The following is an 18505-nucleotide window of genomic DNA, read 5'->3' on the forward strand; positions in this document are numbered from 1 at the left end:
TTGCATTGGTGCAGTTAGCTAGGTGCAGTTAGCTATATGGCGTCGCCGGACTGTTGAAGGCGCTCGGGCTGTATCCTCTGCATCAGCCGCTGGCGTGGCGGCCACGCAGCCTGAATAGAGAAGCCCAGTCGAAAGACCGGGCTTTTTCTTTATGCTCGGGCTGTACCGATGCAGTGGCGTTGCCGGGCTACACTCTCAGCGCCAGCCGCCGGTGTACTTGCTTTCTCAGTGGTGCTGACACAAACGGTGAGCATTGAGGTAGTAGCGCGCTCCACCTCCCTTGTGTCGCTGTACCAGGGCGATGACTTCATCATCTTTCTGATAGGCCCACTCTTCCTGGATTTGCTCCAACGGCGGACGGTGGATCCCCATGGCAGCCAGATACTCGTTAAACTGACTGGCATTACCGATTTCGGTGAGTCTCTTCTTCATCGCTCCCTCCCGTGCTGGCTTGACCTGATGACAGGATAGGGGGTGCGATCTGTATGAATCCTTAACTGGGCGAAAAGTGTGCTTTGGTAAGGCGGCCGTGGTGAACCCATGGCATGAATAGTCTTTTCTCTTGATGTAAAACGTTTTTCATGTAGGATGCCGGCCGTTTGTCCGCAGATTGGGAGACGATGATGTCACAAGATAATGAGTATGGTTTGGGGGCGGTTCCCCAATCGGCCCGTAAAGGAACCCTGTCGCTGATGTTGGTCATGTTGGGATTAACCTTCTTCTCGGCCAGTATGTGGACCGGTGGCTCCCTGGGCACCGGGCTCGCCTTCGACGACTTTTTCTGGGCCGTGCTGATCGGTAACCTGATGCTGGGAGTTTACACGGCGGCTCTGGGTTATATCGGTGCCACAACCGGTCTCTCTACCCATCTGCTGGCGCGCTATTCATTCGGTAGCAAGGGTTCCTGGTTACCATCACTGCTGCTCGGTGGTACCCAGGTGGGGTGGTTCGGTGTCGGTGTGGCCATGTTTGCACTGCCGGTGCAGAAGGCGACCGGAATCGATGCCGGATGGCTTATCGCCCTCTCCGGCCTGCTGATGACGCTGACCGTCTATTTCGGCATCTCGGCCCTGATGGTATTGAGCTTCGTGGCGGTGCCGGCGATTGCCCTGCTCGGTGGCTACTCGGTATGGCTGGCGATCGGTGCCAGCGGCGGTGTCGAGACCCTGGTCGCCCTGACGCCGGCCACGCAGATCCCCTTTGCAACTGCCCTGACCATGGTGGTTGGCTCGTTTGTCAGCGCCGGCACCCTGACCGCCGATTTCGTACGCTTCGGCCGCACGCCGCGCAGTGCCGTGCTGGTGACACTGGTGGCCTTTTTCATCGGCAACAGCCTGATGTTTATCTTCGGTGCCGCCGGGGCTGCGGTGACCGGCCAGGCCGATATCTCGGAGGTGATGCTGCTGCAGGGGCTCCTGATCCCCGCCATCCTGGTGCTGGGCCTCAATATCTGGACTACCAACGACAATGCCCTCTATGCCTCCGGCCTGGGTTTTGCCAACATCACCGGCCTGCCGAGCAAGCATCTGAGCGTTATCAACGGTTTGGTCGGTACTGCTTGCGCCCTGTGGCTCTACAACAACTTTGTCGGTTGGCTGTCGTTTCTCAGCATGGCCATTCCGCCGGTAGGGGGCGTCATCATCATGGACTTCCTGCTGCATCGCCGCCGTTATGGTAACTTTGCCACAGCCCGTTTCGAGACGGTACGCTGGCAGGCGCTGCTGGCAGTGGCGCTGGGTGTGGCGGCCGGAGCCTGGTTGCCTGGCATAGTGCCGATTAATGCCGTGCTCGGCGGATCCCTGAGTTATCTGCTGCTGTGCCGTCTGAGCGCACAGTCCACCCCATCCGTGGAGGTTAATCAATGCTGATCGAGAATGTCCGTCTGCCCGGCCAGAGCGGTCTATGGCAGATCCTGTGTGAGCAGGGCACCATCAGAACCATAGCCCCCATGGGTCAGTCCCTGCCGGCGGAGACCGTACTGGATGGGGAGGGAGGGCTTGCCATACCTCCCTTTGTCGAGCCGCACATCCACCTCGATACCACCCAGACTGCCGGCGAGCCGAACTGGAACCTCTCCGGCACCCTGTTTGAGGGGATCGAGCGCTGGGCCGAGCGCAAGGCCTTGCTGACCCACGAGGATGTGAAGCGCCGCGCGACTCAGACGCTGAAGTGGCAGATCGCCAATGGTATCCAGTTTGTGCGCACCCACGTGGACGTGTCAGACCCCGAGCTGGTCGCCCTCAAGGCGATGCTCGAGGTGCGCGAGGAGATGGCCCCCTGGGTGGAGCTGCAGATCGTCGCCTTTCCCCAGGAGGGGATCCGTTCCTTCCCGAACGGGCTGGCGCTGCTGGAGGAGGCGCTGCGCCTGGGCGCCGATGTGGCGGGAGCGATCCCCCACTTCGAATTCACCCGAGAATACGGCGTCGAGAGCCTGCACCGCATGTTCGAGCTGGCCGAGCGCTACGACACCTTGATCGATGTGCACTGCGACGAGATCGATGATGAGCAGTCCCGCTTCGTCGAGACCCTGGCGACGCTGGCTCTGGAGCGTGGCTGGGGCGATCGGGTTACCGCCAGCCACACTACTGCCATGCACTCCTACAACGGGGCCTATGCCTCACGCCTGTTCCGTCTGCTGCGCATGTCGGGCATCAGCTTCGTGGCCAATCCTCTGGTGAACATCCACCTGCAAGGGCGCTTCGATACCTATCCCAAGCGGCGCGGTATCACCCGGGTCAAGGAGATGCTGGAGAGCGGCATCAATGTCTGCTTCGGTCACGACGATGTGTTCGACCCCTGGTACCCGATGGGTACCGCCAACATGCTGCAGGTGCTGCACATGGGGCTACATGTCTGTCAGCTGATGGGTTACGAGCAGATCGACAAGGGGCTGGATCTCATCACCCATCACAGTGCCCGTACCCTGCATATCCAGGATCGCTACGGCATCGAAGTCGGCAAGCCGGCCAACCTGGTGATCCTGCCTGCGGACAGTGGCTTTGACGCGGTGCGCCGCCAGGTGCCGGTGCGTTACTCGGTGCGCCATGGCAAGGTGATTGCCCAGACCCGCCCCGCCACCACGACACTCCATCTGGCGAGCGACGAGCCGGTCGACTTTCGCCGCTAGGCCCGCGATTAATTGCCGCCCCTGTCACGGGGGCGGTCGAGGGCGCATAATGATCCCCTTTACCAAGGAGTGACTCATGCAAACCTGGTTAATGGTGGCTGCCGGCGGTGCCGTGGGCGCCTGCCTGCGCTTCGGGATTGGCGAGCTGATGGCGCTGCTGCTCGGTCGTCACTTTCCCTATGGCACCCTGACGGTCAACGTCATCGGTTCTTTTATCATGGGACTGGCCTATGCCCTGTTGCAGCACGGCCATGTGCTGGAGCACCCGATGAAGCCTCTGTTGATGGTGGGTTTGCTCGGGGCACTGACAACCTTCTCCTCTTTTGCCCTCGATACCATGGTGCTGATGCAGCACGGCGACTGGTTCAAGGCCGGGCTCAACGTGCTGCTCAACGTCCTGCTCTGCCTGTTGATGGTCTACCTTGCGATGCAGCTGGTGCCCGCCCGGGCTTGAGGTGTCCCGCGGCGGTCAGCTCTGGTAAACTGGCCGTCCAATCTTTGGTCTACAGGTACAGTAGGATGTCTGAGCAGGCTGCCACCACCCATTTTGGCTTCAAGACGGTTGCCACCGATGAGAAAGAGACGCTGGTTGCCGGCGTGTTCCATTCGGTCGCGGCCAAGTACGATCTCATGAACGATCTGATGTCGTTCGGTATTCATCGTCTCTGGAAGCGCTTCACCATCGATTGCTCCGGTGTGCGCAAGGGGCAGAGGGTGCTGGATCTGGCCGGGGGCACCGGCGATCTGACCGCCAAGTTTTCCCGCATCGTGGGGGAGACGGGTCAGGTGGTGCTGGCCGACATCAATGACTCCATGCTCAAGGTGGGGCGCGACAAGCTGCGCAACCTGGGTATCAGTGGCAACGTTGCCTTCGTTCAGGCCAACGCCGAGGCGCTGCCCTTCCCGGACAATCATTTCGATCTCATCACCATCGGCTTTGGCCTGCGCAACGTGACCGATAAAGAGAAGGCGCTGGCCTCCATGTTTCGGGTGCTCAAGCCGGGTGGTCGCCTGCTGGTACTGGAGTTCTCCAAGCCCGAGAGCGAGGTGATGGCCAAGCTTTATGATCTCTACTCCTTCAAGCTGTTGCCCAAGATGGGCGAGATCGTTGCCAACGACAGCGAGAGCTACCAGTACCTGGCCGAGTCGATTCGCATGCACCCGGATCAGGAGACCCTCAAGGGGATGATGGCTCAGGTTGGCTTCGAGGATGTGAGCTACTACAACCTGACCCAGGGCATCGTCGCCCTGCACCGTGGCTACAAGTTTTAGGTCGCCCCATGCCGATGGATGCCCTCATCACTGCCGCGGTCGAGACCGCCTGCAATCAGCTGCTGGCTCGTGACCCCGGAGCCGCCGAGCGCCAGAAGAAACTGATTGGCAAGACCCTGCGCCTCCATGTGCGTGAGCTCAAGCCCCTCTGGTTTGTCTTTTCCTCGGGCCGGGTCGATGTGCTGGCCCGTTACGAGGGAGAGGCCGATGCCGGTCTCATCCTCAGTCTCTCCGCCCTGGGGCTGCTGCGGGAGCCCACTGCCCTGACCCGCTTCATTCGTGAGGAGCGTCTCGATATCGAGGGTGATCCCCAGCTGGTGCAGGCCTTTGGCAGCCTCTTTGGCGAACTGGCCATCGACTGGGAAGAGCAGCTCTCCCGCTACACCGGCGATGTGTTGGCCCACACCCTGATGAGCGGTGCCCGCCGTGGTCGTCGTTTGGTTGAGGCCGAGCTGACACGCAGCCGGCTGCAGCTGGCCGAGTATCTGACCGAGGAGATCCGCCTCGCGCCGGGCCCCCTCGAGGTTGCCAGCTTTAACGATGATGTCGAGGTGCTGGCAGAGCGACTGCGTGCCGTTGAGTTGCGTCTGGTCCGTCTCGAGCAGAGGATGGGCGCATGACACCCAAGGAGTTCTCCCGCCTCTATCAGATCACCCGCATCCTGCTGGAGCACGGTATCGATGAACTGGTGCCGGCCCGTTACCAGCCCTGGCCTGCCCGTCTGGCCCGCCGCACTCTCTTCTGGTTCAAGAACCGTCATGGGGAGCGCAGCCGGGGCATGCGGATTCGTCTCGCCTTCGAGGCGCTCGGCCCCATTTTCATCAAGTTTGGTCAGATGCTCTCTACCCGGCGTGATCTGCTGCCGCCGGATATCGCCGAGGAGCTGGCCCTGCTGCAAGACAGGGTGCCCCCCTTCTGCGGCCAGGCGGCCTGTCGTCAGATAGAGGCAAGCCTGGGGGCCCCCATCGAGCAGCTGTTCGATGACTTTGACGAGACGCCGCTGGCCTCGGCCTCCATCGCCCAGGTGCATACGGCGCGCCTCAAAGAGAATGGCCGCGAGATCGTCATCAAGGTGATTCGCCCCGACATCGAGCCGGTGATCGAGGTGGACCTGCGGTTGATGATGACCATGGCGCGGGTGGTGGCACGGATCATGCCCCAGAGTTCGCGTTTGCGTCCGGTCGAGGTGGTGGCCGAGTATCGCAAGACCATAGAGGGCGAGCTCAATCTGATGCGCGAGGCGGCCAACGCTATCCAGCTGCGCCGCAACTTCACCGGCTCAGAGGCGCTCTATGTGCCCGAGGTGTTCACCGACTACTGCCATGAGCACGTGCTGGTGATGGAGCGGATCTACGGCATCCCGGTCTCCGATATCGAGGCGCTGGAGGCCAACGGCACCAATATGAAGCTGTTGGCCGAGCGCGGGGTGGAGGTCTTCTTCACCCAGGTGTTCCGCGACAGCTTCTTCCATGCCGACATGCACCCGGGTAACATCTTTGTCTCCTACGAGCACCCGGACAATCCCCGCTGGATCGGCATCGACTGCGGTATCGTCGGAACCCTCAACCGGGAAGACAAGCGCTACCTGGCGGAAAACTTCCTCGCCTTCTTCAACCGGGACTATCGCCGGGTGGCCGAGCTGCACGTGGAGTCGGGCTGGGTGCCTGCCGATACCCAGGTGGAGGAGTTCGAGTTTGCCATCCGCACCGTGCTCGAACCCATCTTCGAGAAGCCGCTCGATCAGATCTCGTTCGGTCATGTGCTGCTCAACCTCTTCAACACGGCGCGCCGCTTCCATATGACGGTGCAGCCGCAGCTGGTGCTGCTGCAGAAGACCCTGCTCTATGTGGAGGGGTTGGGGCGTCAGCTCTATCCCCAGCTGGATCTGTGGCAGACCGCCAAACCCTTCCTCGAAGCCTGGATGCGTGAGCAAGTTGGCCCTAAAGCGGTATTGAATGCCATCCGGGAAAAGGCACCCTATTGGGCGGAAAAGTTGCCGGAGCTGCCGGAGCTGGTCTACGAGACCCTGCGTCAGACCCGCAATCAGCAGCGCCACTTCGATCGGCTGTTCGATGACTTCCGCCGTCACAGCCGACGCCAGGGGCAGGCGCGCTATCTGCTCGGTATGGGGGCTTCCCTGCTGCTTGGCGGCATCGTTCTCTATGCCGTCCAGCAACCAGACTGGGCTGTCCTGAGCCTGGGCGCCGCCGCCACGTGCTGGCTGGTCGGCTGGTTCAAGGCCAGGGCACACTGACACAACAACTCGCGCACGGCGCGTTATAGGAGACTACACATGGGTGGTATCAGCATTTGGCAACTTCTTATCATCGGCCTCATCGTCGTGCTGCTGTTTGGCACCAAGAAGCTGCGTGGTATCGGCGGCGATCTCGGCGCGGCGGTCAAAGGCTTCAAGAAGGCCATGTCTGACGACGAACCGGCTCAGGGCCGCGACGCCGACTTTGACCAGAAGAAGATCGCCGACCAGGGCCAACAGCCACTGGATGCCCAGAAGCAGAAAGACAAAGATCAGGCCTAATCCATGTTCGACATCGGTTTCTGGGAGCTGATTGTCATCGCTGTGGTGGCCCTGGTGGTGCTGGGGCCCGAGCGCTTGCCCGAGGCGGTGCGCACCCTGGCCAAGTGGGTCAAGCTGGTGCGTAACACGGCCAATGCGGTGAAGATGGAGCTCTCCGAGGAGTTGCGGATCCAGGAGCTGCATAACGACCTGAAGAAGGCCGAAAAGCTCAACATGCAGAACCTGAGTCCTGACCTGCAGGCCTCGATCGAGGAGCTGAAGGCGGCCGCCGCCTCGGTCAACCGTCCCTATGCCAAGGATGAGGCCATCACCTCTACCGAGGCACAGGTAGGCGATGGTGCGCCGGAGCCGTCGATTGCGCCTCCGGTGACCGAACAGAAGAAGCAGGAAGAGGTGAAGCCATGAGCGACCCCCAGGCCGAGCAGCCCCTGCTCACCCATCTGATCGAACTGAGAACCCGGCTGCTGCACGCATTGGCGGCCATCATGATCGTCTTTGTGGCGTTGATCTATTTCTCCAACACCATCTATGACTTCGTGGCCCAGCCACTGCTCAGTCAGTTGCCGGCCGGCACCAGTATGATAGCGACAGACGTGGCGACCCCCTTCATCACGCCGATCAAGCTGACGTTGGTGGTCTCCTTCTTCATCGCCATTCCTTATCTGCTGTACCAGGCGTGGGCCTTCATCGCTCCCGGCCTCTATCAGCATGAGCGGCGCATGATCCTGCCACTGGTGGTCTCCAGCGCCCTGCTCTTCTACGCGGGCATGGCGTTTGCCTACTACGTGGTGTTCCCGCTAGTGTTTGGCTTCTTCACCAGTACGGCCCCGACCGGGGTGACGGTGGCCACTGACATCGCCAGCTACCTCGACTTCGTGTTGACCCTGTTCTTTGCGTTCGGGGTGGCATTCGAAATCCCGGTGGCGACCATACTGCTGTGCTGGACCGGGGTCACCAATCCCCAGAGCCTGAAGGCAAAGCGCCCCTATGTCGTTGTCGGGGTGTTTGTGGTGGGCATGCTGCTGACGCCACCCGATGTCTTCTCCCAGACTCTGCTGGCAATCCCCATGTGGGGGCTGTGGGAGCTGGGCCTCTTTTTTGCCCGCTTCTATGTGCGCAAGGACGAGAACGAAACAGAAAATGTATCCGAGGGGGGCTGAGGCCCCCTTCCTCTTTTCAGGGGGGGCTGCGAGGCGTATGGTAGGGGCCCGAATAAAGATGGATGCCGTTTGAAGGTATCCCGGGCAGTGGATGGAGCATGATCGATATTGGTGTGAATCTCACCAGCAGCCAGTTTGCCGGTGAACAGGGGGCCGTGGTGGCCAGGGCGCAAGAAGCCGGCGTCACGGCACTGATCCTGACCGGTACCGATCTGGCCGGCAGCCGCGAGAGCGCCGAGCTCGCCGCCTGCTGGCCGGGCGTCTGCTTCTCCACTGCGGGTGTTCATCCCCACGATGCCAAGAGCGTCGACGACGGGACCCTGTCCGCCCTGCGCAAACTGGCTACCCTGCCCCAGGTGGTGGCCATCGGCGAGTGCGGCCTCGACTATAACCGCGACTTCTCGTCGCGTCCGGTACAGGATGCAGTCTTTGACGCCCAACTGGCTCTGGCCGCCGAGCTGGGGATGCCGGTGTTCCTTCATTGCCGCGATGCCCATGCCCGCTTTGTCGAGATCCTGCGCCCCTGGCTGTCCCGCTTGCCCGGGGCCGTGCTGCACTGTTTCACCGGCTCCGATGCCGAGCTCGACGAGTGTCTGTCCTTGGGGCTGCACATCGGTGTTACCGGCTGGATCTGCGACGAGCGTCGCGGCGACGATCTGCGCCGCCAGGTGGCGCGCATTCCGGTTGGTCGCCTGATGATAGAGACCGATGCCCCCTATCTGGTGCCACGGGATATCCGTCCGCGCCCCAAGCGTAACGAACCCGCTTTCCTGCCGCACATCGCCCGCGTGGTGGCGGCTTGCCGTAACGAGACGCCCGAGGCCTTGCTGGCCCATGTCCGGGCCACCTCGGCGGCCTTCTTCCAACTTCCACTCTAGGAGACAAGCTTATGGCCATTACCCTGCCGGGTGCCTTCCCGGGCCGCCGTCTGCGCCGTGCCCGAGCCAGCGATTTCAGTCGCCGCCTGATGCGCGAGAACGTGCTGACGGTCGACGATCTCATCTATCCCATGTTCGTGCTGGAGGGGAAGAATCGCCGCGAGGCCGTTGCCTCCATGCCGGGGGTGGAGCGAGTCTCCATCGATCTGCTGCTCAAGGAGGCCGAAGAGCTGGTGGCCCTGGGCGTGCCGGCGGTGGCCCTGTTCCCGGTCACCCCGCTGGAGAAGAAGAGCCTGATGGCGGAAGAGGCCTATAGCCCGGAGGGGCTTGCCCAGAAGGCGACGCGCGCCCTCAAGGAGCACTTCCCCGAGCTGGGGGTCATCACAGACGTAGCCCTGGATCCCTTCACCACCCATGGTCAGGACGGCATCATCGATGCCGAGGGATATGTGATCAACGACGTGACCACCGAGATTCTGGTCAAGCAGGCCCTCTCCCATGCCGCAGCCGGTGCCGACATGGTCGCCCCCTCCGACATGATGGACGGGCGTATCGGGGCGATTCGCGCCGCTCTGGAGGCCAACGGCTTCGTCAACACCCAGATCATGGCCTACTCGGCCAAGTACGCCTCCCACTACTACGGTCCGTTCCGCGACGCGGTCGGCTCGGCCGGCAACCTCGGCAAGAGCAACAAGGCGACCTATCAGATGGATCCGGGCAACAGTGACGAGGCCCTGCACGAGGTGGCGCTGGACATCGCCGAAGGGGCCGACAGCGTCATGGTCAAGCCGGGCATGCCCTATCTGGACGTGGTTCGCCGGGTGAAGGATCAGTTCGGGGTGCCGACCTATGCCTATCAGGTGAGCGGCGAGTACGCCATGCACATGGCCGCCATCCAGAACGGTTGGTTGAAGGAGAAGGAGTGCGTCCTCGAGTCGCTGCTCTGCTTCAAGCGGGCCGGCGCCGACGGCATCCTCACCTACTTCGCCAAACGGGTGGCTCAGTGGTTGAAGGAAGAGGCTCGTTAAGGAGTCTATTGAGCACAAAGAGAGGGGGGAGCCAATGGCTCCCCCTCTTCATTTCACGAGCGCATCAGCGCATGGTGACAAACTCTTCGGCGCTGGTGGGATGGATGGCGACGCAGTTGTCGAAGTCCGCCTTGGTGGCGCCCATCTTCATGGCGACCCCGAAGCCTTGCAGGATCTCGTCCATGGCGTAGCCGATACCGTGCAGGCCGACCACCTTCTCCTCCGGGCCGGCGCACACCAGCTTCATGCGGGTGGGCTGGCGATGTTGGGTCAGGGCCGAGTACATGGAGGTGAACTGGCTCTTGTAGATCTTGATGTTGGCCTCGCCATATTCGGCGATCGCCTCCGGCTCGGTCAGGCCTATGGTGCCGATGGGGGGGTGGCTGAAGACCACGGTCGGCACCAGTCGGTAGTCGAGATGCTCGTTCGGCTTGTTGTTAAAGAGGCGCTCGGAGAGGCGGCGCCCGGCTGCGACCGCCACCGGGGTGAGCTGAATCCGCCCCGTGTTGTCACCGACTGCGTAGATACCCGGCACTTTGGTGTTCTGGAACGGGTCGGTCGGGATATAGCCGCGCTCGTCCGGCTCGATACCGGCGGCACCCAGGTTAAGCCCGTCGGTAGCCGGTACCCGGCCGATGGCCCAGATGAGGCAATCGACCGTCAGGTGACGGCCGTCTTCCAGGTGCAGGGTCAGGCTGTCGTCGGCATTGCGGATCACCTCGCGCGGCACTGCATGGGTGTGCAGCCTTGGCCCCTCCTTTTCCATGACCTCGACCAGGGTCTCCTGCACCATGGGATCGAAGCTGCGCAGGGGGGCATGCTTGCGCACCAGCAAGTGGGTTTCCGAGCCGAGGGCATGCAGCACGCCGGCGATCTCGACGGCGATATAGCCAGCGCCGACCACGGCAACTCGCTTGGGCTGCTGCTGCAGGTCGAAGAAACCGTCGGAGTCGATGCCATACTCGGCGCCCGGGATGGCCGGGGCCTCAGGACGTCCCCCGGTGGCGATGAGGATGTGGTCGGCGCTGTAGTGTTCACCGTTCACCTCGATGGTTCGGGCATCCACGAAACGGGCGAACCCCTTGATGACGGTGATCCGGTTCTTGGCCAGCACGTTGTTGTAGGAGCCGTGGATACGTTCGATATAGGCCTGGCGCGACTCGACCAGCTTGCTCCAGCTGAAGTGGTTGAGGGTGGTGTCAAAGCCATAGTCGGGGCCGTACTTGAGGGCATCTGCGATCTGGCCGGCGTACCACATGGCCTTCTTCGGTACGCAGCCGACGTTGACACAGGTTCCCCCCAGCTCTTTGGCCTCGATGAGGGCCACTTTCTTACCGTACATGGCCGCCCGGTTGGCCGAGGCGATGCCGCCACTGCCGCCGCCGATGGCGATATAGTCGAAGTGCTGGGCCATTGTGGTTTCTCCGCTCATATTGTTTTGAATAGAAGAGATGGGGCTGCCTCGTCAGGAAGGCAAGCCCCTATGAGCAGGATGTTATACCGACACGCGCTCCATGGGCAGTCGGATCAGGAATTGGGCTCCCTGCTCGGGTTGGCTATGGCACGTGATACGGCCACGTAGCAGCTGGGCGATGAGGTTATAGATGATGTGGGTACCCAGGCCGCTGCCGCCCTGGCCACGCTTGGAGGTGACGAAAGGTTCGAACAGTCTGGGCATGATCTCGGGGCTGATCCCCTTGCCATTGTCCCGATAGTCGATGAGCAGCTCGCCGTCGGCATAGTCGATGGCGATCGTTATCTTCTTGGGTCTGTCCCATCCGTCGAAGGCGTGGTTGATCGAGTTAAGGATCAGGTTGGAGTAGATCTGGGCGAAGCAGCCGGGATAGGAGTGCACCACCAACTGGGGATCACACTGGATATCGACTTCACACTGGGACTTGCGCAACTTGTGTCCCAGAGAGACCACGACCTGATGCAGGTTTTCGGCCACGTTGAAGTTGTAATGGGCCTCAGAGGATTGATCAACGGCAACCTGCTTGAAGCTGGCGATCAGCTCGGAGGCGCGGCGCAGGTTCCCCTGCAGCAGAGACATGGATTCGTCAAGGTTGGTGACGAAGTCGGTCAGATAGGTGCGCGAGAGCTGCTTGGATTCGATGTGTTGCTTGAAGTCGAGGACTCGCTCTTGCAGGTAGGACGAGGCGGTGACGCTGATGCCTATGGGGGTGTTGATCTCGTGGGCAACCCCGGCTACCAGTGACCCCAGAGAGGCCATCTTTTCCGATTCCACCAGGGTCTGCTGAGCCTGTTTGAGGTCGTCGTAGGCCTTGGTGAGCTGATTGTTGCTCTCGCTCAGGCTGCGGGTTCGCTCGGTGACCTTGGCCTCCAACTGCTCGTTGAGCTGGATGATCTCCCGCTCGACCTGCTTGAGCTTGGTGATGTCATAACCAAAGCCAATCAGATATTTGAGTTCGGGCCCCTCGTAGAAAGGGACAAACGACCAGAGCAGGATCAGTTCGTGTTGCTGCTGGTCCTGCATATGAACCTCCAGCTCCTCGACCACCCCCAGGTGTTCCAGACGCTCTGCGACGCTTTCCCGTTGCTGGGGATTCACAAACAGGGCGAGCCAGCTCTTCTTGAGGATCTCGTCTTCCACATAGCCTGTCAGCAGGGTTGCCGCCGGGTTGATGCTGGCGATAGAGAGGTCGGGCTCCAGGCAGCAGATAAGCACATTGGATGAGTTGATCAGCGTTGCCGAGAAATCCCGCTCCTGCTGCAACTGCTCCAGCGCCTGCTGGCGCGCCTGGAACTCGTTGCCAAGGCGCGCCCGCATCTGGTTGAGGGCGGCGGCGAGCGAATCGAACTCATCGGGGTTGGGGCGAGGCAGGGGACGCCCCTCCAGCACCAGCTCCTCGGTTAGACGCTCAAGCCGGAGCTGCTCTGAATATTGCACGATGCGATGAATGTGCCTGACCACCATGTAGTAGATGATGAGCAGGATACAAAACGACACCACCAGGGTCTTGATGGTCTGGCTGACCAGAATCAGGACCGATTTTTCTATCAGGCGCTGATAGATCTGTTCGAGGGAGGCGGCGACGAAGAGCTTGCCGACCACCTCTCCCTGGTAGGTGAGACTGAACTCACGGGAGATGTCATAGCTGGGGCGCTCCTTGCCTTGAGAGATAAGGGGAACCTCGGAGTTGCCGAGCAGCTCCTTGACCATCACAAATTCCATGCTCGGCAGGTTCATGATCCCCTCGAGCTGTACCTTGACCTGCTCCTCGTCCAGATTCCACAGGCTGGCCGCGATGGGCTGCAGGAAGGAGGCCTCGATCTGGCTGATGCTGCCCTGGATCATCGCTACATCCTTGCGATAGTCCCAGGCCAGTTGCAACAGGGTGATCAGCAATGCAAGCGCCGTACTGCACAGCAGAATATAGGAGAGCAGGCGGTAGGAGAGGCTGTTGCGCCGCATGGCCTTGATGGCCTTGGAGAGGAGTCCTGACATATCGTCCTTGCTGTCCGGGGAACCAGATGAGATTTAGCCTAAGTGTAAACACTTCCGGCACAAGTTTGCAGCACATCGTATACGGGTCGCCATGCGCACAAGCGACCGGGCTGCGCCGTGACTTTAATCTTGCTGGATCACTTCACATCTTGCAGGTGCTTGATTATCGGGGGGCTTGCCACCATCTTAGGGATCCAATGACGTGCTTCTGAAAGGCAGGGGCAGTTTTTTCGAGAGGAATCATGATGATCAATCCCTTGCTGACGATGGACGGTCTGCCCCCCTTTAGCCAGATCCGTCCCGAGCATGTAGAGCCAGCCGTGTTGCAGGCGATTGCCGAGTGCAAGCAGCGCATTGCCGATGTGCTCTCCCACCATGAGTCCTACACTTGGGACAATCTGGTCGCCCCCCTCGAGGAGGCCAACGATCGCCTGTCGCGGGTCTGGTCTCCGGTTTCCCATCTCAATGCGGTGATGAACTCCGAGCCCCTGCGCCAGGCGCACGATGCCTGTCTGCCCCATCTTGCGGAGTATCAGACCTTTGTCGGCCAGCATGAGGGGCTGTTTGCTGCCTATAAGGCCCTGGCCGAGAGCGACGACTTCCCGCTGCTGAGCGGGGCCCAGCGCAAGGAGATCGAAAATAACCTGCGTGATTTCCGTTTGTCGGGAATCGATCTGCCCGCCGAGCAGAAGCAGCGCTACGGCGAGATCCAGGCTCGTCTCTCCGAGTTGGCGTCGCGTTTTAGTAACAACGTGCTGGATGCTACCCAGGGCTGGCAGCGCCTGGTGCAGGACGAGGCCGAGTTGGCGGGCCTGCCGCCGAGTGTGCTGGCTGCCGCCGCTGCCCAGGCCCGTGCTCGTGAGCTGGAGGGGTGGTTGTTCACCCTCGATATCCCCTCCTACCTGCCGGTGATGATGTATGCCGACAACCGGGCTCTGCGCGAGGAGATGTATCAGGCCTATGTGACCCGAGCCTCCGATCAGGGCCCCTGTGCCGGGGAGTGGGACAACAGCGCCGCGATGGCGGAGATCCTGGCGTTGCGTCTGGAATTGGCTCGCTTGCTGGGCTTTGCCAACTATGCCGAGCTGTCGCTGGCCACCAAGATGGCGGGCAAGGGCGAGCAGGTAATCGGCTTCCTTGAGGATCTGGCCACCAAGTCCCTGCCCCAGGGGCGCGCCGAGCTGCAGGAGATCCGCGATTTTGCGGCTGCCGAGCACGCTGTCGACGAGCTGGCTGCCTGGGACATCCCCTATTACGCCGAGAAGCTCAAGCAACACAAGTTCTCTATCTCTGACGAGCAGTTGCGTCCCTATTTCCCCGCCAGGAAGGTGGTCGCCGGCTTGTTTGAGGTGGTGCACAGGGTGTTTGGCCTGCGGGTGCGCGAGCGTCTCGGGATCGAGACCTGGCACCCTGATGTGCGTTTCTATGACATCTATGACGAAGAGGAAGAGCTGCGTGGCAGCTTCTATCTGGATCTCTATGCCCGCGCCAACAAGCGTGGCGGAGCCTGGATGGACACCTGTCTGGGGCGTCGCTATCGCAGTGATGGCAGCCTGCAGCGTCCGGTGGCCTACCTCACGTGCAACTTTAACGGTCCGGTGGATGACAAGCCGGCCCTGTTCACCCACAACGAGGTGGTAACCCTGTTCCACGAGTTTGGGCACGGGCTGCATCACATGCTGACGACCATCGATGTGGCCGGCGTCGCCGGTATCAACGGGGTGCCCTGGGATGCGGTCGAGCTGCCCAGCCAGTTCCTCGAGAACTGGTGTTGGGAGTCCGAGGCGCTCGCTTTCCTCTCCGGTCACTACGAGAGTGGCGAGCCGCTACCCGATGCCCTGCTCGGCAATATGCTGGCGGCCCGTAACTTCCAGGCTGCCATGCAGATGCTGCGTCAGCTGGAGTTTGCCCTGTTTGATTTCCGTCTGCACATGAGCGATGAGCAGGCCAGCCCCGAGCTGGTGGCCCGGGTGCTCGGGGCGGTTCGCGAGCAGGTGGCGGTCATGACACCTCCGGTCTTCAACCGCTTCCAGCACAGCTTCTCCCACATCTTTGCCGGGGGCTATGCGGCGGGCTATTACAGCTACAAATGGGCCGAGGTGCTCTCGGCCGACGCCTATTCCCGTTTTGAGGAGGAGGGAATCTTCAACCGGCAGGTGGGGGCCGACTTCCTTCACTCGATTCTGGAGAAGGGAGGCTCAAAGGAGCCGATGGTGCTGTTCCGAGCCTTCCGTGGCCGTGAGCCTCAGGTGGATGCACTGCTTCGCCATAGTGGGATCTCTGCCTGATTTTCATACAAGAAGGGGCCGTCAGGCCCCTTTTTTTCATGCATTTTCATTCAGCCGAGGTAGCATGTTTGCAGTCACTCCGTCTCTTGGATAGAGTCGGATTTTCAGCCATGAACAGAGATGTGCCCCCTTGCCATGAGGCGAGTGCTTGATTCCGTATACCGCATCATAACCGCGCTGTCCGAGGTATCGGGCGTGGATTATTTCGATCGCTTTGTGACGGACATCGCTGCTGCGATGGGGGCCGATGCAGCCATGGTTTATGGGTGGCAGCAGGCCCGGCTCCATCCCCTGGCTATCTGGCCGCCGAATATTCAGATCCCGGCCTCTGTGGCTGGCGACAGCCCTCATGCCCTGGCCCTCGAGCAGGGGGAGATCTGGTTCTCCGAGCAACTGCCCCGTCTGTTTCCCTATGCCTCCCTCTCCTATGAGGCCTATGCCGGTATCCGCCTGTGCAGCGCCAGCGGGGAGACCATAGGCCTCTGTTGCCTGCTGTATCGCCACTCGCAGCCTGAGCTTGAGCGAGCCATGGGGTTACTGCGCATGCTGGCGCCCCTGGCCGGCCGTGAGTTGGCGCTGGTGCTGTCGGAAGCGGCCGCTCTAAGTGGCGCAGCTGAGGAGGCGGTGCAAAGGGCTCCCCATATCGCACCTCTGCAGGAGGCGCCTTTTCTCAACACCATGTTGACCCATTCGCCGGTAGGGATCGGCAAACTGGATATCCATGGCCACATCCTGTGGGGCAATGTGGCGCTGCAGCAGATGCTGGGTTACTCGCTGGCGCAGTTGCAGACCCTCAATGTCGAGCAGATCAATCATCCCGAGGACTATGCCGCCAGCCAGCCCCGTTATGAGGCGCTGCGACGGGGGGACGAGCGCGCCTTTACCCAGGAGAAACGCTATCTGCAGCGGGATGGCGAATTCAAGTGGGGGCGGGTCACGGTCGCCGTGGCGCATGACGCCCTGGGGGCCATCGACAGCTTCATGTTTCTGCTCGAGGATATTGACGGCATCAAGCGGGATGCGGAGCAGCTGAGGCTCTCCCATCGGGTCTATGACAATCTTTCCGAGGCGATTCTGGTGTGCGATGCCCAGAGCCGGATCATCTCGGTGAATCCCGCCTTCGAGCAGATTACCGGTTACCGTATGGACGAGGTGATAGGGATGCGCCCCAGCCTGCTCAAGTCCGGGTTGCACGATCAGGCCTTTTACGCCGACATGTACCATGCCCTGGCCCGGGTGGGCGTCTGGCGTGGGGAGGTGTGGAACAAACGCAAGAATGGTCGCATCTATCCTCAGCAGTTGATGATCAGCTGCCTGCGTGACCAGGGAGAGATATCCCAGTACATAGGTATCTTCAGCGACATCTCCCAATCCAAGCTGGCCGAACAGAAGATAGTGAATCAGGCCAACTATGATGGCCTCACCGGGCTGCCCAATCGCTGGCTCTTCTCCCGCTGTTTGACCCGCTTCTGTGAGCGGGGTGAGCGCTTCGCCCTGATGGTGCTCGACCTTAACAACTTCAAGGCGGTCAATAACTCGATGGACCACCATGCGGGGGATGCCTTGCTGCGTGAGGTCTCGGATCGCCTGGTGAGCCGGGTGAGAACCGATGACCTGGTCGCCAGGATCGGCGGTGATGAGTTTGCTTTTCTGGTACCGGGGGTGGTCAGTCAGCGTCAGGCCGAGCTGTTTGCCAAACAGGTGATGGGGGGATTCAACCGCCCCTTTATGCTGGCGAGCCAGCACCTCTATGTGACCGCCACCTTGGGGATCACCCTCTGCCCTGTGGACGGGAATGATGCCGATGTCTTGTTGCGTAACGCAGAGCAGGCACTCTTCGAGGCCAAGCGTAAGGCCAGAGCGACTGCCGTCTACTGCAACTCAATGCGGGAAGAGGTGAAGATACGTCACCGGATGCAGCAGGAGCTGGCCGAGGCGATCAAGCTGGGACAGCTCTCAATGGCCTATCAGCCCATTTGGGATAACCGTACTGGCCGTGTCACCAAGTTGGAGGCGCTGGTGCGCTGGTATCACCCGGAGTGGGGCCAGGTGTCACCGGCCGACTTCATCCCGTTGGCCGAAGAGGCGGGACTCATTCAAGGGCTTGGTGAGTTGGTGCTGTGGCAATCCTGCCGTGACCTGGCCAGGCTCAAGCAGGCGGGGTTTGCGTTGCAAATGTCTATCAACCGCTCGACCCTGGAGTTTCAGACCATAGATACCGAGGGGAGTGAGTGGCTCAAGGTGATCGCCCACTTCGGGCTCTCCCCTCGGGATATAGTCATCGAGATCACCGAGACTCTGTTGATGGATGCCGGTGATCAGCACAGGCAGCGCATCGATGCCCTGCGCCGGGCCGGTTGTCAGATTGCCATCGATGACTTCGGTACCGGTTACTCTGCGTTGAATTACCTGCGTACCTTCCCGGTCGATCTGGTGAAGATCGACCGCTCCTTCGTGCGCCATATTCCCTTCAATGAGCAGGACCGCATGCTGCTCGAGGGGATCATCAACATAGTGCACAACCTCGGGATGCAGGTGGTCATCGAGGGCGTCGAAACCAGTGAACAGCTCAGCTTCCTGCGCAACAAGGGGTGTGCCTTCACCCAGGGGTATCTGCTCAGTCGTCCGCTGGTGTTTGATGATCTCTGCTCCTATCTGGAGCTCAATGATCGGGGAATGGAGGAGAAACGACTCTCTTCTGAGCCTGGAATAGCCTTGTGGTAGACTCCACCGCTGTAATCCAACCT

General features: G+C 61.0%; 16 protein-coding genes. 13 read left to right on the forward strand and 3 right to left on the reverse strand.

The window, feature by feature from the left end; all coding sequences use genetic code 11:
- Positions 1 to 225 precede the first annotated feature (225 nt).
- A complete protein-coding gene (locus BN1133_RS04630) occupies positions 226 to 432 on the reverse strand; it encodes a hypothetical protein (RefSeq protein WP_050665381.1) in 207 nt (68 codons plus the stop codon).
- A gap of 191 nt (positions 433 to 623) precedes the next feature.
- On the opposite strand from BN1133_RS04630, the gene codB reads away from it, so the two are divergent.
- From codB to hemB, 11 genes are all read left to right on the forward strand, one after another.
- Positions 624 to 1868 (forward strand): cytosine permease, encoded by a 1245-nt coding sequence (gene codB, locus BN1133_RS04635; RefSeq protein WP_050665382.1) that lies wholly within the window; start codon positions 624 to 626, stop codon positions 1866 to 1868.
- Entirely contained in the window at positions 1862 to 3127 is a 1266-nt protein-coding gene (locus BN1133_RS04640; protein ID WP_050665383.1) for a cytosine deaminase, read from the forward strand. Before codB ends, BN1133_RS04640 begins: the two co-directional genes overlap by 7 nt.
- Before the next feature lie 76 nt (positions 3128 to 3203).
- A complete protein-coding gene (gene crcB / locus BN1133_RS04645) occupies positions 3204 to 3581 on the forward strand; it encodes a fluoride efflux transporter CrcB (RefSeq protein WP_050665384.1) in 378 nt (125 codons plus the stop codon).
- Positions 3582 to 3646: 65 nt separating this feature from the next.
- Entirely contained in the window at positions 3647 to 4399 is a 753-nt protein-coding gene (ubiE, locus tag BN1133_RS04650) for a bifunctional demethylmenaquinone methyltransferase/2-methoxy-6-polyprenyl-1,4-benzoquinol methylase UbiE (protein ID WP_050665385.1), read from the forward strand.
- Between the two features lie 8 nt (positions 4400 to 4407).
- A complete protein-coding gene (locus BN1133_RS04655) occupies positions 4408 to 5019 on the forward strand; it encodes a ubiquinone biosynthesis accessory factor UbiJ (protein WP_050665386.1) in 612 nt (203 codons plus the stop codon).
- The gene (ubiB, locus tag BN1133_RS04660) at positions 5016 to 6653 is read left to right on the forward strand and encodes a ubiquinone biosynthesis regulatory protein kinase UbiB (RefSeq protein WP_050665387.1); all 1638 of its coding nucleotides are present in this window, start codon (positions 5016 to 5018) and stop codon (positions 6651 to 6653) included. Before BN1133_RS04655 ends, ubiB begins: the two co-directional genes overlap by 4 nt.
- Before the next feature lie 39 nt (positions 6654 to 6692).
- Positions 6693 to 6935 (forward strand): Sec-independent protein translocase subunit TatA, encoded by a 243-nt coding sequence (tatA, locus tag BN1133_RS04665; protein ID WP_050665388.1) that lies wholly within the window; start codon positions 6693 to 6695, stop codon positions 6933 to 6935.
- A gap of 3 nt (positions 6936 to 6938) precedes the next feature.
- Positions 6939 to 7340, forward strand: a complete 402-nt coding sequence (gene tatB, locus BN1133_RS04670) for a Sec-independent protein translocase protein TatB (RefSeq protein ID WP_050665389.1) — start codon at positions 6939 to 6941, stop codon at positions 7338 to 7340.
- Positions 7337 to 8095 carry a twin-arginine translocase subunit TatC gene (gene tatC / locus BN1133_RS04675; RefSeq protein WP_050665390.1) on the forward strand — a complete coding sequence of 253 codons (759 nt, stop codon included), beginning with the start codon at positions 7337 to 7339 and terminating at the stop codon, positions 8093 to 8095. The genes tatB and tatC overlap by 4 nt, the downstream gene beginning before the upstream one ends.
- Positions 8096 to 8193: 98 nt before the next feature.
- Entirely contained in the window at positions 8194 to 8973 is a 780-nt protein-coding gene (locus BN1133_RS04680) for a TatD family hydrolase (RefSeq protein ID WP_050665391.1), read from the forward strand.
- Positions 8974 to 8984: 11 nt separating this feature from the next.
- Positions 8985 to 10001: a porphobilinogen synthase gene (gene hemB, locus BN1133_RS04685; protein WP_050665392.1), complete on the forward strand. Its 1017-nt coding sequence runs from the start codon at positions 8985 to 8987 to the stop codon at positions 9999 to 10001.
- 64 nt (positions 10002 to 10065) lie between these two features.
- Here hemB and gorA read toward each other — a convergent pair whose 3' ends face one another.
- Complete coding sequence (gene gorA, locus BN1133_RS04690) at positions 10066 to 11415, reverse strand: glutathione-disulfide reductase (protein ID WP_050665393.1); 1350 nt, start codon at positions 11413 to 11415, stop codon at positions 10066 to 10068.
- A gap of 81 nt (positions 11416 to 11496) precedes the next feature.
- Positions 11497 to 13470, reverse strand: a complete 1974-nt coding sequence (locus BN1133_RS04695; RefSeq protein ID WP_050665394.1) for a PAS domain-containing sensor histidine kinase — start codon at positions 13468 to 13470, stop codon at positions 11497 to 11499.
- A 245-nt stretch (positions 13471 to 13715) separates the two neighbouring features.
- Here BN1133_RS04695 and prlC point away from each other — a divergent pair, with 245 nt between their 5' ends.
- The gene (gene prlC / locus BN1133_RS04700; RefSeq protein WP_050665395.1) at positions 13716 to 15758 is read left to right on the forward strand and encodes an oligopeptidase A; all 2043 of its coding nucleotides are present in this window, start codon (positions 13716 to 13718) and stop codon (positions 15756 to 15758) included.
- Between the two features lie 135 nt (positions 15759 to 15893).
- On the forward strand, positions 15894 to 18482 hold the full coding sequence (locus tag BN1133_RS04705; RefSeq protein ID WP_050665411.1) for a putative bifunctional diguanylate cyclase/phosphodiesterase: 2589 nt from the start codon (positions 15894 to 15896) through the stop codon (positions 18480 to 18482).
- Positions 18483 to 18505: the final 23 nt, after the last annotated feature.

Origin of the sequence: Aeromonas schubertii (genome assembly GCF_000820105.1) — a bacterium.
GTDB classification, from domain to species: Bacteria; Pseudomonadota; Gammaproteobacteria; order Enterobacterales; family Aeromonadaceae; genus Aeromonas; species Aeromonas schubertii.

Excerpts from the sequence above, each read along its gene's own strand:
- BN1133_RS04630 (WP_050665381.1), bottom strand. The coding sequence starts at position 432 with ATGAAGAAGAGACTCACCGAAATCGGTAATGCCAGTCAGTTTAACGAG.
- codB (WP_050665382.1), top strand. The coding sequence starts at position 624 with ATGTCACAAGATAATGAGTATGGTTTGGGGGCGGTTCCCCAATCGGCC.
- BN1133_RS04640 (WP_050665383.1), top strand. The coding sequence starts at position 1,862 with ATGCTGATCGAGAATGTCCGTCTGCCCGGCCAGAGCGGTCTATGGCAG.
- crcB (WP_050665384.1), top strand. The coding sequence starts at position 3,204 with ATGCAAACCTGGTTAATGGTGGCTGCCGGCGGTGCCGTGGGCGCCTGC.
- ubiE (WP_050665385.1), top strand. The coding sequence starts at position 3,647 with ATGTCTGAGCAGGCTGCCACCACCCATTTTGGCTTCAAGACGGTTGCC.
- BN1133_RS04655 (WP_050665386.1), top strand. The coding sequence starts at position 4,408 with ATGCCGATGGATGCCCTCATCACTGCCGCGGTCGAGACCGCCTGCAAT.
- ubiB (WP_050665387.1), top strand. The coding sequence starts at position 5,016 with ATGACACCCAAGGAGTTCTCCCGCCTCTATCAGATCACCCGCATCCTG.
- tatA (WP_050665388.1), top strand. The coding sequence starts at position 6,693 with ATGGGTGGTATCAGCATTTGGCAACTTCTTATCATCGGCCTCATCGTC.
- tatB (WP_050665389.1), top strand. The coding sequence starts at position 6,939 with ATGTTCGACATCGGTTTCTGGGAGCTGATTGTCATCGCTGTGGTGGCC.
- tatC (WP_050665390.1), top strand. The coding sequence starts at position 7,337 with ATGAGCGACCCCCAGGCCGAGCAGCCCCTGCTCACCCATCTGATCGAA.
- BN1133_RS04680 (WP_050665391.1), top strand. The coding sequence starts at position 8,194 with ATGATCGATATTGGTGTGAATCTCACCAGCAGCCAGTTTGCCGGTGAA.
- hemB (WP_050665392.1), top strand. The coding sequence starts at position 8,985 with ATGGCCATTACCCTGCCGGGTGCCTTCCCGGGCCGCCGTCTGCGCCGT.
- gorA (WP_050665393.1), bottom strand. The coding sequence starts at position 11,415 with ATGGCCCAGCACTTCGACTATATCGCCATCGGCGGCGGCAGTGGCGGC.
- BN1133_RS04695 (WP_050665394.1), bottom strand. The coding sequence starts at position 13,470 with ATGTCAGGACTCCTCTCCAAGGCCATCAAGGCCATGCGGCGCAACAGC.
- prlC (WP_050665395.1), top strand. The coding sequence starts at position 13,716 with ATGATCAATCCCTTGCTGACGATGGACGGTCTGCCCCCCTTTAGCCAG.
- BN1133_RS04705 (WP_050665411.1), top strand. The coding sequence starts at position 15,894 with ATGAGGCGAGTGCTTGATTCCGTATACCGCATCATAACCGCGCTGTCC.